We start from the raw sequence: 12,837 nt of genomic DNA, 5'->3' as shown, positions 1-12,837 counted from the left end.
GCGGACCTTAGCCTTCCGTCGCGCCGCGCGTGGCGCCGACGCGTTGGGCCAGAGACGCGCCCATGAAGGCGTCCAAGTCCCGTCCAGCACGCCTTGGGTGTCGGAGGTCTCGACGTTGGTCCGCAGGTCCTTGACCATCTGGTAGGGCTGCAGGACGTAGCTGCGGATCTGGTGACCCCAGCCGATATCGGTCTTCTGGTCTTCCAGCGCCTGCTGGGCGGCTTCACGCCGTTGCAGCTCGGCCTCGTAGAGACGGGCGCGCAGCATCTTCCACGCTTCTTCGCGGTTCTGGTGCTGCGAGCGCCCGGCCTGACAGGCCACGGCGATGCCCGTCGGGATGTGCGTCAGACGCACGGCCGAGTCGGTCTTGTTGATGTGCTGACCGCCGGCGCCGGAGGCGCGGTAGGTGTCGGTCCGCACGTCGGCCGGGTTGATCTCGATCTCGATCGTGTCGTCGACCACGGGATAGACCCAGGCCGAGGCGAACGAGGTGTGGCGGCGGGCGCTGCTGTCGTACGGGCTGATACGCACCAGGCGGTGCACGCCAGCCTCGGTCTTCAGCCAGCCATAGGCGTTCGGGCCCTTGACCAGCAGGGTCGCGGACTTGATGCCGGCCTGGTCGCCGTCGGTCTCTTCGATCAGCTCGGTCGTCATGCCATGGGCGTTGGCCCAGCGCGTATACATGCGCAGCAGGATGCCGGCCCAGTCGCAGGACTCGGTGCCGCCGGCCCCGGAGTTGATCTCGATATAGGCGTCGTTGCCGTCGGCCTCGCCCGAGAGCAGGGCCTCGAGCTCGGCGCGACCCGCGCGTTCCTTGATGGCCTTCAGCTGGGCGCGGGCGTCGTTCAGGGAATCCTCGTCGGACTCCATCTCGGCCAGTTCGGCGTATTCCAGCGCGTCCTTGAGGTCGCGCTCGATGCCTTGCACGGCCTCGACCTTGGCGGCCAGGGCGGCGCGCTCGCGCGACACCGCCTGGGCTTCGCTCGGACGATCCCACAGGGTCGGGTCTTCGACCCGGGCGTTCAGCTCATCGAGCTTTCGGAGGGCGACATCCCAGTCAAAGACGCCTCCTGAGCAGTCCAATGGACTGCTCGATGTCAGCCGCGGCGGCCTCGATATCCGGTCGCATCACGTTACTCCGTGACAATGTTGAAGGGCGCGGGAAATAACGCGCGTCGCGCTCCCACGCAATGAGAGTTCGTAGAGCCCGCCCTAATAGAGCCCGCTGAGGGGATCGACCTTCTGCGGCGGCGGCTTGCCCGGCTGAGGCGTCGGCTGGACCGGTTGCGGCAGGCCTGGCGAGATCTGCTCGTACGGGATCGGCCCCGTCGGCGCGACCTCGACCTTCGGCTCGGTGCCCGGACGGAACGCCTCGCGGACGCCGCGCACCATGGCGAACTTGGCGTTCTTCGGCGGCTTGAAGTCGACGACCGGCTGCCCGTCCAGCGCCACCTTCATGAAGTCCATGAACACCGGAACGGCGTCGGTGGCGCCCGTCTCGCCCTCGCCCAGCGAGCGGTTGTCGTCGAAGCCGACGAAGACGCCGACCACCAGGTTCGGCGAGAAGCCGACGAACCAGGCGCTGCGGTACTCGTTGGTCGTGCCGGTCTTGCCGGCCAGCGGGCGACCCAGGGAGCTGACCGCGGCGGCGGTGCCGCGCTGGACCACGCCCTGCAGCATCGAGGTGATCTGGTAGGCGGTGACCGGATCCATGATCTGCTCGCCCGGGGCGGCGAACCTGGGGCTTTCATCGCCGTTGAAGCCGGCGTCGCAGCGTTCGCAATCGCGCTTGTCGGCCCGGAAGATGACCTTGCCCTCGCGATCCTGCACCAGTTCGATCAGGTGAGGTTCGACGCGGCGACCGCCGTTGACGAAGGCGGCGTAGGCGGCGGTCAGCTTGAACGGCGTCGTCTCGCCCGCCCCAAGGGCCATGGCCAGGACGGGATCCATGGTGCGGGTGACGCCGGCGCGCTGGGCGAAGTCGACGACCTTCTTCATGCCCACGCCCTGGGCCAGGCGTACGGTCATGGCGTTGATCGACTGCTCCAGGCCCTTGCGCAACGGTTGGGCCCCGTAGAACTCCTTGTGGTAGTTCTCCGGGCTCCAGTCCTGGCCGTTCGCGCCCTTGAAGGTGATGGCGCTGTCGACGATGACGCTGGCCGGCGTGTAGCCGTTCTCCAGGGCCGTGGCGTAGACGAACGGCTTGAACGACGAGCCCGGCTGGCGCATCGCCTGGGTCGCGCGGTTGAAGTTCGACAGCGAGTAGCTGTAGCCGCCGACCAGGGCGACGATCCGCCCCGTATAGGGCTCCATGGCCACCAGGGCGCCGTTGACCGCCGGAATTTGGCGCAGACGATAGCCGGCGTCGGTCTTCTCGACGAACACCAGGTCGCCGGCCTTGAGGCCCTTGCCATTCCTGGCCCAGGTGACGTCTTCGCCGACCAGTTGGCCCTCGCCCTCGTTCTTGACGAGGCGGACGTGGCCGTCGTTCGAGGTGACCAGGGCGGAGCGCCACTGGCGGCGCTCCGCGGGCGCGGCCTTGCTCAGCGCCGTCTTTTCCCAGTCCAGGTCCGTCGATTCGACGTGGCCCCAGGCCCCGCGCCAACCGTGGCGGCGGTCGTACTTTTCAAGTCCGTCCATCAGCGCCGAGCGCGCGGCCGTTGCAGCCGCGGATCCAGCGTGGTGCGCATATAGTAGCCGCCCTCGCTGAGGCGCGGGCCCAGCGTGGCCATGCCGCGCTGGCGCACCTCCTCGACGAAGTAGTCGGCGTCGCGATAGGCGGCGCGCTTGGGCGCGGCCTGGACCACCAAGTCCTCGGCCATGGCCTTCCGGGCCTCCGCCTTGGACACCCAGCCCTGATCGGCCATCTGGCCCAGCACCCAGTTGCGCCGGGCCATGGCCTTGGCCTTGTTGCGGATCGGATGGTAGTTGTCCGGCCCCTTGGGCAGCGAGGCCAGGAACGCGCATTCGGCCAGGGTCAGGTCCGGCAGCGCCTTGCCGAAGTAATTATAGGCGGCCGCGCCGACGCCGAACGAACGATAACCCAGCCAGATCTCGTTGAGATACAGCTCGAGGATTTGCTGCTTGGTCAGCGACTGCTCCAGGCGATGGGCCAGGATCGCTTCCTTGAACTTGCGCCCGACCGTGGCGTCGCTGGTCAGCAGGACGTTCTTGGCGACCTGCTGGGTGATGGTCGAGCCGCCCTCGAGGCGCTTGCCCCGAATGGCGTTGCCGACGTTCTTGATCATCGCTCGCGACAGGCCGCCGACGTCGACGCCGCCGTGCTGGAAGAAGTTGCGGTCCTCGGCCGCCAGGAAGGCCTGGGCCAGCTGCGGCGGAATCTGGTCGTAGGGGATGAAGATCCGGCGCTCTTTGCTGTACTCGCCGATCAGCGTGCCATCCCAGGCATAGACGCGCGTCGCCGTCGGCGGACGATAGTCCTGCAGCTCGCCGGCGTCGGGCATGTCGTGGAACAGCCAGGCGGCGTAGATCGCGATCGCGAAACCCGCGACCGCGATGGCCGAAAGCACCGCCACGCCCGCGATGGCCATCCATCGTTCGGTGGGTTTCAGATCCACGCGACCTCCGTCGAGGCAGGCCCCCTCGCCTGCCGCACACCCTTCACTAGATCGCTTGTCGCCGAACCGTAAGCGGTTTTGCGGTCGCACCTCGCGGCGCGAAGCACGAACGATCATCCCTGTGATTAGAGGGCGACGGGCAAAAGGGGAAGCCGGTCCCCGCAGCCGGCGTCAGGACTTGCGAAGACCCGCCGAGAAATAGGCCTCGATCGAGTCGCCGACGGCGTCGACCAGGCGATTGCGGCTGGCCTTGGTGGTCAGGAAGGCCTCGTCTTCGGGATTGGTGATGAAGCCCATCTCCAGCAGCACGGCCGGCACGTCGGGCGCCAGCAGCACGATGAAGCCGGCGTCGCGATGGCTGCGGCGCAGCAGCGTGGTTTCCTCGCCGACGCTGGCCAGCAGCAATTGGGCGAAGGCGGCCGAACGGTTCTTGGTGGCGCGCTGCGACAGATCCAGCAGGATCTGGCTGACGGCGCGATCGCGGCCCGGCAGGTTCGCCTTCATCAGCCAGTCGTCCTTGTCGAGGACGAGGCCAACACGCTCGGAGCCCTTGTCGGACACCGTGTAGACCGAAGCGCCGCGCGTGCTGACGTCGGGACCCGAGTCGGCATGCAGGGAAATAAAGAGATCGGCGTCGGCGCGACGGGCGATCTGCACGCGGCCTTCCAGGGGAATGAAGGTGTCGGTCTCGCGCGTCAGCACGACCTGGAACCGGCCGGTGCGCTCCAGCCGCGCCTTCAGGGCCTTGGCCGCGGCCAGGGTCACGTCCTTCTCGAAGACGTTGACGCCCAGCGAGCCGGGATCCTTGCCGCCATGGCCGGCGTCGATGACGATGACCTTCTTCAGGCGCAGCGGCGCGGCCTTGACCGGTCCGCTGGCCAAGGTCAGGCGCGGAACCTGGGGAGTGGCGACGGGGGGAGCGCCGTCGACGGCCTTCAGGTCGATGACATAACGATAGGCGGTCGCGCCGTCGCCCGGCGGCAGCAGGAACCGGCGGCGGACCTCGGCCTTGCCGGTCAGGTCCAGGCGCAGACGAGCGCCGCCGGCGACCTCGTCGATCACCCAGCGCTTGACCAGCCCCTGGCCGGACCCTTGCAAATCGCCGGACACCAGAACGTTCGGCAGGGCCATGACCAGGCGCTGGTCGCTCATGCCGTCGGAGATCAGCTTGCCGGCCGCGGCGCGGTCCAGGTCGATGACGACGCGGGTCTCGAGGCGATCGCCGCCAAAACGGACCTTCTGCACGCCGGCGGGCGCGGCGGGCCCCTGGGCCGTGGCCACGGCGACGCCGGCCGTCGTGAGACCGCCGACGATCAGGGCCGCCCTGACCCAACCCATGCGGGCCAAACTGATAAGAAGCTTGCGCATCCCCGCCCGCGTAATCCGAAACTGGTGAACCGAATGTCAATATCGGCCCGAGCCGGTAGCCAAAGGGTTAAGTCCAGATCATCCGTCGAAAGCTTTTCTTTTGCGCGTCGATGTGGCTACAGTCCCGCCGCGTACGAATGTCGTGATCGTCACGACTCCGTGCGGGCCGTCCCAGCCTCGAAAGTGGTCTTGAACCTCTTCCGGTGCGAAGGCGGCAGACTAGATAGTGTTCGAGACACGGCCGATCTGGCGGGCAAGACGCCTACCGAGACGCCGGATCTAGGGCTCGCGTCGGGCTCAAACGCCCTCCTGGCGACGACGCGCCATCCGATCCGCGCCACCCGGCGCGACAACTGACGCCTCTTCGCGCCACTCGTGACGCGACAGGCAAACCATCCAGTCCGCGCTTCACGCGCGGTAGGGAAAAACGAAACCCCCAATGGGCTGCGCCGCACCCGATCGCCTTTGGCACCTGACCCTTCGCAACCGCGCTGACGGTGCGACGGTCGGCGACGCGCGCGCCCTTCATTCATATCGGCGCCCGGGCCTCGCGCCCGCCGCGCGCCGTGGAGACTTCCTTTATGTCGAAGAAGATGCTGATCGACGCAGCACACGCCGAAGAGACGCGTGTGGTCGTCGTGGACGGAACCCGGGTTGAAGAGTTCGATTTCGAGAGCCAAACCCGCAAACAGCTTCGAGGAAATATCTACCTCGCCAAGGTGACCCGCGTCGAACCCAGCCTCCAGGCCGCGTTCATCGAGTACGGCGGTAACCGTCACGGTTTCCTGGCGTTCAACGAAATCCACCCGGACTACTATCAGATCCCGGTCGCCGATCGCGAAGCGCTCATGCGCGACGATTCGGGCGACGACGACGATGACACCCCGGTTTCACGTCGCGCCTCGGGCGGCGACGACGAGGACGATGTCAACGGCGGCCACGCGGTCGACGATGACGATGACGACGTCGAAGAAGAGCTGGCGCGCCGCAAGCGCCGGCTGATGCGCAAGTACAAGATCCAGGAAGTGATCCGCCGCCGGCAGATCATGCTGGTCCAGGTCGTCAAGGAAGAGCGCGGCAACAAGGGCGCGGCCCTGACCACCTATCTGTCGCTGGCCGGCCGCTACGGCGTCCTGATGCCCAACACCGCCCGCGGCGGCGGCATCAGCCGCAAGATCACGGCGATCACCGACCGCAAGCGCCTGAAAAGCGTCGTTCAGAGCCTGGACGTGCCGCAGGGCATGGGCCTGATCGTCCGCACGGCTGCGCGCAAGCGCACCAAGGCCGAGGTCAAGCGCGACTACGAATATCTGCTGCGTCTGTGGGAAAACATCCGCGACAACACGCTGCACTCGGTCGCCCCGGCGCTGATCTACGAGGAAGAAGACCTCGTCAAACGCGCCATTCGCGACATGTACGACAAGGACCTGGAGGGGATCTGGGTCGAGGGCGACGCTGGCTATAAAGAAGCGCGCGACTTCATGCGCATGCTGATGCCGAGCCAGGCCAAGAAGGTCTTCAACTACCGCGACCCGACCCCGCTGTTCGTCAAGCACAAGATCGAGGACCACCTGGCCCAGATCTATTCGCCGGTCGTGCCGCTGCGTTCCGGCGGCTATCTGGTGATCAACCAGACCGAGGCCCTGGTCGCCATCGACGTCAACTCGGGCAAGGCCACGCGCGAGCGCAACATCGAGGCCACGGCCCTCAAGACCAATGTCGAGGCCGCCGAAGAAGCCGCTCGCCAGCTGCGCCTGCGCGATCTGGCCGGCCTGATCGTCATCGACTTCATCGACATGGATGAAGGCAAGAACAACCGCACGGTCGAGAAGGTCCTGAAGGACGCGCTCAAGGACGACCGCGCCCGCATCCAGATGGGCAAGATCTCGGGCTTCGGCCTGATGGAGATCAGCCGCCAACGTCGCCGCACCGGCGTCCTGGAAGGCACCACCCACGTCTGCGAACACTGCGAAGGCACCGGCCGCGTCCGCTCGGTGGAGTCCAGCGCCCTGGCCGCCCTGCGCGCGGTCGAGGCCGAGGCCCTGAAGGGGTCCGGCGCGGTGATCCTGAAGGTCGCCCGCTCGGTCGGCCTCTATATTCTCAACGAAAAGCGCGACTACCTGCAGCGCCTGCAACAGACGCACGGCCTGCACGTCACCGTCGTGGTCGACGACAGCCTGCACGCCGGCGACCAGGAAATCGAGCGCACGGAACTGGGCGAGCGCATCGCCATCGCCCCGGCTCCGTATGTCGACGAAGACGACGACTTCGATCCCACGGCCTTCGAGGACGAGGACGAGGAAGAAGAAGAGATCATCGACGACGAGGACGAAGACGGCCTCGAGCGCGAAGATACCGACGACGACGACGCCTCGGCCCGCAAGCAGGTTCGCGACGAGGATCGCGGCGACCGCAAGGGTCGTCGGGGCCGTCGCGATCGCGGCCGTGGCCGGGGTCGTCGCGACGAACGCGAGACCGAAGGCGAGGCTCCCGCCGAAGCCGAGGGCGACGAAGACGAGCTGGAACTCGACGCCGACGACCGCGCCGAGTTCGCCGATGATGATGACGGCGCCCGCCGCCGTCGCCGCCGTGGTCGTCGTGGCGGCCGTCGTGGCGGTCGCGAGGACGGCGATCGTCCGACCGACGCCTTCGTCTGGATCCGTCCGCGTGTCCCGTTCGGCGAGAACGTCTTCACCTGGCACGACCCGGCCGCCCTGGTCGGCGGCGCCAGCGAGCCGCGCCGCCCTGCGCCGGAAGCCCGCGCCGGGTCGTCGGAGGCCGTCGAGCGTCCCGAGCGCGAGGAACGTCCGTCTCGCGAACGCGGCCGTCGCGGCCGTGACCGCGGTCGCCGTGACCGCGACGAGGCCCCGGCCGCCGTGGCCGACGCCTCGCCCGTCGAGGCCGTGAGCCCCGCCGAGTCCGCCGAGCCATTCGAAGCCCCGGTCCTGGCGCCGCCGGTGATCTCGGGCCCGCCCGCCGACGTCTGGGTCGAACTGCCCGAGGCCGAGGAAGCGCCCAAGAAGCCCAAGCGCGTCCGCTCGCGCGGCAAGAAGGCCGTCGCCGAGGACGCCGCCCCCGAGACGGCTGTCGAGGCTGTCGCCGAAGCCGTGACCGAGAGCGTCGCCGTGGTCCCGCCGGAACCGACTCCGGAGCCCGCTCCGGAACCGGTCGTCGAGGCCGCGCCCGCGCCGGTCGTGGAAGCGCCGCCGGAACCCGTCGTCGAAACGACCCCGGCCGCTCCGGCTGAGCCGGATCCGGCCGAGATCACCACCCCGCCCGAAAAGCCTCGCAAAGGCTGGTGGCGCCGGTAGGCTGACCTGATGGCGGCCCGCGCATCCCAGGATGCGCGGGCCGAAATCGTCATGAAGCGGAAGCGAGAGCCTTGTTCCCTCGCCTCCAGCTTCCAAGTTAGACTGGTCGTGGTTCGCGGGGGCGCGATCTGGAGATCACTCAATGACCTCGCGTAGCGGGCAAGCTGGGAGGCGCCTTGGCGTGGCTTTGTCCGCGCTGGCCGTGCTCGCGTCCAGCGTCCCCCAGGTCGCCCTGGCCCAGGACGACGGCCCCTCCCTGATCCGGGACACCGAGATCGAGGAAATCCTCCATCACGACGCCGACCCGATCTATGCGGCGGCGGGCCTGGATCCCAAGACGGTTCGCATCCTGATCGTCGGCGACAAGTCGCTGAACGCCTTCGCGACCCAGGGCCTGCAGATGGGCCTCAATACCGGCCTAATCCTGCAGACCGAAAATCCCAACCAGCTGCGCGGCGTCATCGCCCACGAAACCGGGCACCTAGCCGGCGGCCACCCGATCCGGTCTGGCGAGATGACGCGCGCGGGCCTCAAGCCGATGATCCTGACCATGGGACTGGGCGTGCTGGCGGCTCTGGCCGGGTCCGCGGACGGCGCCGCCGTGCTGCTAGGCAACGCCCAATACGCCGGGGCGCTAGGCGCGCTGGGCTACAGCCGTGAGCAGGAATCGCGCGCCGACCAGGCCGGCGCCGGTTTCCTGGAGGCCACGGGCCAGTCAGGCCGAGGTCTCGTCGAGTTCTTCGACAACTTCCGCTACCAGGAAGTCTTCGATCAGGCCCGACGCTACGAATATTTCCGCAGCCACCCCCTGTCGTCCGAACGGATCGAGGTGTTGCGCAGCCGCGTCGAACGCCAGCCGCACTATAGCGCGGTCGACACGCCCGAAGACCTTGCCCAGCACGAGATCATGAAAGCCAAGCTGGAAGGGTTCCTGAACCCGCAGGTCGCCTTGATGAAGTACAAGGAGACCGATACCGGCTTCCCCGCTCGCTACGCCCGCGCCATCGCCTATTATCAGATGAAGGAGCCCGACCGGGCCCTGCAGCTGCTCGACCCGCTGATCGCCGACCATCCCGACAACCCCTATCTGTGGGAGCTGAAGGGGCAGATCCTGTTCGAATTCAACCGCGTGGCCCAGGCCGAGGAACCTCAGCGCAAGTCGGTGCAATTGAAGCCCGACGCGGCCCTGCTGCGGGTCAATCTCGGCCAGACTTCTGATCAACCTGAACGACCCCAAGAAAGTCGAGGAAGGCGTCCAGGAGCTGAAGCGCAGCCTGCTGAACGACCCGGACAATTCGGTGACCTGGCGCCTGCTGGCCCAGGCCTACGACACCCAGAAGAAGGATGGCGAGGCGCGTCTGGCCACCGCCGAGCAGTACTACTCGCTCGGCGCGGTGCGCGAGGCCCGGGTCTTCGCCATGCGAGCCCGCGAGCTGTTGACCAAGAACACCCCCGACTGGCGCCGCGCCACCGACATCGTCCTGGCCTCGCGCCCGTCCAACCAGGACCTGAAGGACCTGGCCAAGGACAGCGTGGGGCCATCCAACCCCAGCCCCTAGGCCGACCTCGGCCGTCAGATCCTTTCTCTTCCACATTTCGAGATCTTCATGACCCTGCTTCGTCGCGCCGCGACTCTCGCTGTTCCGCTGGCCGTCGCCGGCGTCGCCCTCGCCGGCTGCGAACGCCCCGCGCCCAAGCCCAGCGACCGGTTCGGCGAAAAGGTCCGCGCCTATCTGCTGGAGCACCCCGAAGTGCTGATGGAGGCCAGCCAGAAGCTGCAGGAAAAGCAGGCCTCGCAACAGGCCGCCTCGGCCCAGAAGGCCATCGGCCAGTACCGTCAGGCCATCGAGCGCGACCCCCGCGACATCGTCATCAACCCGAACGGCTCGGTCACCGTCACCGAGTTCTTCGACTATCGCTGCGGCTATTGCCGCCACGCCGCGCCCGAGATCGTCGATCTGGTCCAGAAGAACCCGGACATTCGCCTGGTGCTGAAGGATTTCGTGATCTTCGGCCACGACAGCGAGGCCGCCGCCCGCCTGGCGCTGGGCGCCAAGGACCAGGGCAAAAGCCTGGAGCTCTACAAGGCGCTGATGGCCGAGAACGCGCTCGACGCCGCCGCCGCCCTGCGGATCGCGGCCGGCCTGGGCATCGACATGACCAGGGCCAAGGCCGCCGGCGAGAGCGAAGCGGTCACCCAGCACCTGGCCGACACCGACACCCTGGCCAAGACCCTGCAACTGTCGGGCACCCCGGCCTTCATCGTCGGCGACACCCTGGTCCCGGGCGCCGACATCAACGCGCTGAAGCTGGCCATCGACCAGACCCGGGCGGCCAAGGCGAAGGGCTGAGGAAGCTGAAATTCCTTGTCATCCCGGCTGTCCGCTTCGCTGCGGCCGGGATGACAAGGGCTAGAGCGCAAAAACGGCGCTTCAGATCAGCCCCGCCAACGGCGAGCTCGGATCCGCGTACAGCCGCTTCTGCATCCGCCCGGCCAGATAGGCCTCACGCCCGGCGATGACCGCGTGCTTCATGGCCTTGGCCATGCGGATGGGGTCCTTGGCCTCGGCGATGGCGGTGTTCATCAGGATGGCGTCGCAGCCCAGCTCCATGCCGATGGCGGCGTCCGAGGCCGTGCCGACGCCAGCGTCGACCAGCACCGGGACCTTGGCGTTCTCGACGATGATCCGCAGGTTCACCCGGTTCTGGATGCCCAGGCCCGAGCCGATCGGCGCGCCCAGCGGCATGATCGCCACCGCGCCCGCTTCTTCCAGCTTGCGGGCGTAGACCGGGTCGTCCGAGCAGTAGACCATGACCTGGAAACCGTCGGCGACCAGCAGCTTCAGCGAGCGCAGGGTCTCTTCCATGTCTGGGAACAGGGTCTTGGGATCGCTGAGAACCTCCAGCTTGACCAGGTCCCAGCCGCCAGCCTCGCGGGCGAGACGCAGGGTGCGCACGGCGTCCTCGCCGGTGAAGCAGCCCGCGGTGTTGGGCAGATAGGTGAATTCGCTGGGCTTGACGTAGTCGACCAGCAGCGGCTGGGTCGGGTCGGTCAGGTTCACCCGGCGCACGGCCACGGTGACGATCTCGGCCCCGGCCGCGCGCGCGGCGGCGGCGTTGGTCGCATAGTCCTTGTACTTGCCCGTGCCGACGATCAGCCGCGAGCGGAAGGTGCGACCGGCGACGGTCCAGGTTTCCTCGGTGTCAGCCGAGACGGAGTCGGGGGAAACGTGCGCGTTCATGGGGTCGGTTTACGCCCCGTCAGCCGGCGTTTCAAATGCGGAGGATCAACCGCCGCCGATAAACGTCACGATCTCGATGCGGTCGCCGTCGGCCAATCGGGTGTCGGCATAGGTCGAGCGTGGGGCGATCTCGAGGTTGCGCTCGACCGCCACCTTGCGGGCGTCCAGACCCAGGGCGCCCACCAGATCGGCGATCGTGACGACGTCGGCCACGTCCCGCTCTTCCCCGTTCAGCAAAAGCCTCATCTCACCTCCTAAGCGAGCCGTGCTTGTGACCCGGCGGAACCGGCTATACAAGACCCTCGGAATCGACGGCGGAGCCGCATGGTAAAACCGATCCACGTGCTGAGCGGGCCCAACCTCAACCTGTTGGGGGACCCGCGAGCCCGAGATTTACGGCAGGGACACGCTCGAGGATGTCCGGACGCGCTGTGAGGCGCGGGCGGCTTCACGTGGCGTTTCGGTGGTTTTCCGCCAGTCCAACCATGAGGGGGTGCTGATCGATTGGGTGCACGAGGCGCGTGAGTCGGCCTCGGCGCTGATCATCAATCCGGCCGGCTATGGCCACACCTCGATCGCGCTGCTCGATGCGCTCAAGGCCTTGAGCATTCCGGTGATCGAGTGCCACCTGTCCAACCCGGCGGCGAGGGAGGAATTCCGCCGCCACACCTTCGTTTCGCTGGCCGCCACCGGGATCGTCTCGGGCTTCGGCGCGGCGAGTTATGAACTGGCGATCGAGGCCGCTTTCGGCCTGATCCGCGTTTAACAACGATAACGCCCGGCGTTTTCCGCCGCCGAGGCGCTCAAGAGAACAAGGTAAGCTTCCATGTCGAACCCCAAGGCCCCCGCCGATCCGGTCGAAGCTCCGGCCATCGACGCCCGTCTGGTCCGCAAGCTGGCGGACATTCTGAAGGACACGGGCCTGTCCGAGATCGAAGTCGAGCACGCCGGCCTGAAGATCCGCGTGGCGCGCGAACTGACCGCCGCGCCGGTCAACTACGTGCAAGCGGCCGCGCCGACCTACGCCCCGGCTCCGGTCGCCGCCCCGGCCGCCGCCGCGCCCGCGCCCGCCGTTGAAGCCGCTCCGGCCGCCGCCCGCGGCGACGCCGTGAAGTCGCCGATGGTCGGCACCGCCTATCTCTCGCCGCAACCCGGCGCCGACGCCTTCATCAAGGTGGGCGACACCGTCTCGGCCGGTCAGACCCTGCTGATCGTCGAAGCCATGAAGACCATGAACCCGATCGCGGCCCCGAAGGCCGGCAAGGTCGTCGAGATTCTGGTCGCCGACGCCCAGCCCGTCGAGTTCGGCGAGCCGCTCGTCGTCATCGAGTAACGCTC

7 protein-coding genes and 4 pseudogenes are annotated in these 12,837 nt (G+C 67.7%); 6 read left to right on the top strand and 5 right to left on the bottom strand.

Annotated elements, in window-relative coordinates; translation table 11 throughout:
* Positions 1-7 precede the first annotated feature (7 nt).
* The 3 genes and pseudogenes from prfB to ACHMW8_RS19435 all read right to left on the bottom strand — a co-directional run bounded on the left by prfB (position 8) and on the right by ACHMW8_RS19435 (position 4,946).
* Positions 8-1,129 (bottom strand): annotated as a pseudogene (gene prfB / locus ACHMW8_RS19445) (peptide chain release factor 2).
* Between the two features lie 83 nt (positions 1,130-1,212).
* Positions 1,213-3,578 (bottom strand): annotated as a pseudogene (locus ACHMW8_RS19440) (penicillin-binding protein 1A).
* A 171-nt stretch (positions 3,579-3,749) separates the two neighbouring features.
* The gene (locus tag ACHMW8_RS19435) at positions 3,750-4,946 is read right to left on the bottom strand and encodes an N-acetylmuramoyl-L-alanine amidase (protein ID WP_125158496.1); all 1,197 of its coding nucleotides are present in this window, start codon (positions 4,944-4,946) and stop codon (positions 3,750-3,752) included.
* A gap of 439 nt (positions 4,947-5,385) precedes the next feature.
* Between ACHMW8_RS19435 and ACHMW8_RS19430 the strand changes: the two genes are divergently transcribed.
* The 4 genes and pseudogenes from ACHMW8_RS19430 to ACHMW8_RS19415 all read left to right on the top strand — a co-directional run bounded on the left by ACHMW8_RS19430 (position 5,386) and on the right by ACHMW8_RS19415 (position 10,608).
* The gene (locus ACHMW8_RS19430) at positions 5,386-5,604 is read left to right on the top strand and encodes a hypothetical protein (protein ID WP_125158497.1); all 219 of its coding nucleotides are present in this window, start codon (positions 5,386-5,388) and stop codon (positions 5,602-5,604) included.
* Positions 5,528-8,257, top strand: a complete 2,730-nt coding sequence (locus tag ACHMW8_RS19425) for an Rne/Rng family ribonuclease (protein ID WP_395443462.1) — start codon at positions 5,528-5,530, stop codon at positions 8,255-8,257. The genes ACHMW8_RS19430 and ACHMW8_RS19425 overlap by 77 nt, the downstream gene beginning before the upstream one ends.
* A gap of 142 nt (positions 8,258-8,399) precedes the next feature.
* Positions 8,400-9,816: pseudogene (locus ACHMW8_RS19420) on the top strand (M48 family metalloprotease).
* A 48-nt stretch (positions 9,817-9,864) separates the two neighbouring features.
* On the top strand, positions 9,865-10,608 hold the full coding sequence (locus tag ACHMW8_RS19415) for a DsbA family protein (RefSeq protein WP_395443461.1): 744 nt from the start codon (positions 9,865-9,867) through the stop codon (positions 10,606-10,608).
* Positions 10,609-10,689: 81 nt separating this feature from the next.
* Here the strand turns inward: ACHMW8_RS19415 and ACHMW8_RS19410 are convergent, their stop codons facing one another.
* Both ACHMW8_RS19410 and thiS read right to left on the bottom strand, forming a co-directional pair.
* Complete coding sequence (locus ACHMW8_RS19410) at positions 10,690-11,499, bottom strand: thiazole synthase (protein WP_199743536.1); 810 nt, start codon at positions 11,497-11,499, stop codon at positions 10,690-10,692.
* Positions 11,500-11,544: 45 nt separating this feature from the next.
* Positions 11,545-11,745, bottom strand: a complete 201-nt coding sequence (gene thiS / locus ACHMW8_RS19405; RefSeq protein ID WP_199743537.1) for a sulfur carrier protein ThiS — start codon at positions 11,743-11,745, stop codon at positions 11,545-11,547.
* A 78-nt stretch (positions 11,746-11,823) separates the two neighbouring features.
* Between thiS and aroQ the strand changes: the two are divergent.
* Both aroQ and accB read left to right on the top strand, forming a co-directional pair.
* Positions 11,824-12,265, top strand: a pseudogene (gene aroQ / locus ACHMW8_RS19400) (type II 3-dehydroquinate dehydratase).
* A 60-nt stretch (positions 12,266-12,325) separates the two neighbouring features.
* Positions 12,326-12,832 carry an acetyl-CoA carboxylase biotin carboxyl carrier protein gene (accB, locus tag ACHMW8_RS19395; protein ID WP_395443460.1) on the top strand — a complete coding sequence of 169 codons (507 nt, stop codon included), beginning with the start codon at positions 12,326-12,328 and terminating at the stop codon, positions 12,830-12,832.
* The last annotated feature ends 5 nt before the right edge of the window (positions 12,833-12,837 follow it).

The sequence above is a fragment of the Caulobacter sp. UC70_42 genome (genome assembly GCF_044056025.1).
In the GTDB taxonomy this organism is placed as follows: Bacteria; Pseudomonadota; Alphaproteobacteria; order Caulobacterales; family Caulobacteraceae; genus Caulobacter.
Note: the sequence above shows the minus strand (reverse complement) of the source record. Positions and strands in the feature narration are given on the sequence as shown.

Coding starts and splice junctions, on each gene's coding strand:
- ACHMW8_RS19410 (WP_199743536.1), bottom strand. CDS start 11,499: ATGAACGCGCACGTTTCCCCCGACTCCGTCTCGGCTGACACCGAGGAA.
- ACHMW8_RS19430 (WP_125158497.1), top strand. CDS start 5,386: ATGGGCTGCGCCGCACCCGATCGCCTTTGGCACCTGACCCTTCGCAAC.
- ACHMW8_RS19415 (WP_395443461.1), top strand. CDS start 9,865: ATGACCCTGCTTCGTCGCGCCGCGACTCTCGCTGTTCCGCTGGCCGTC.
- thiS (WP_199743537.1), bottom strand. CDS start 11,745: ATGAGGCTTTTGCTGAACGGGGAAGAGCGGGACGTGGCCGACGTCGTC.
- ACHMW8_RS19435 (WP_125158496.1), bottom strand. CDS start 4,946: ATGCGCAAGCTTCTTATCAGTTTGGCCCGCATGGGTTGGGTCAGGGCG.
- ACHMW8_RS19425 (WP_395443462.1), top strand. CDS start 5,528: ATGTCGAAGAAGATGCTGATCGACGCAGCACACGCCGAAGAGACGCGT.
- accB (WP_395443460.1), top strand. CDS start 12,326: ATGTCGAACCCCAAGGCCCCCGCCGATCCGGTCGAAGCTCCGGCCATC.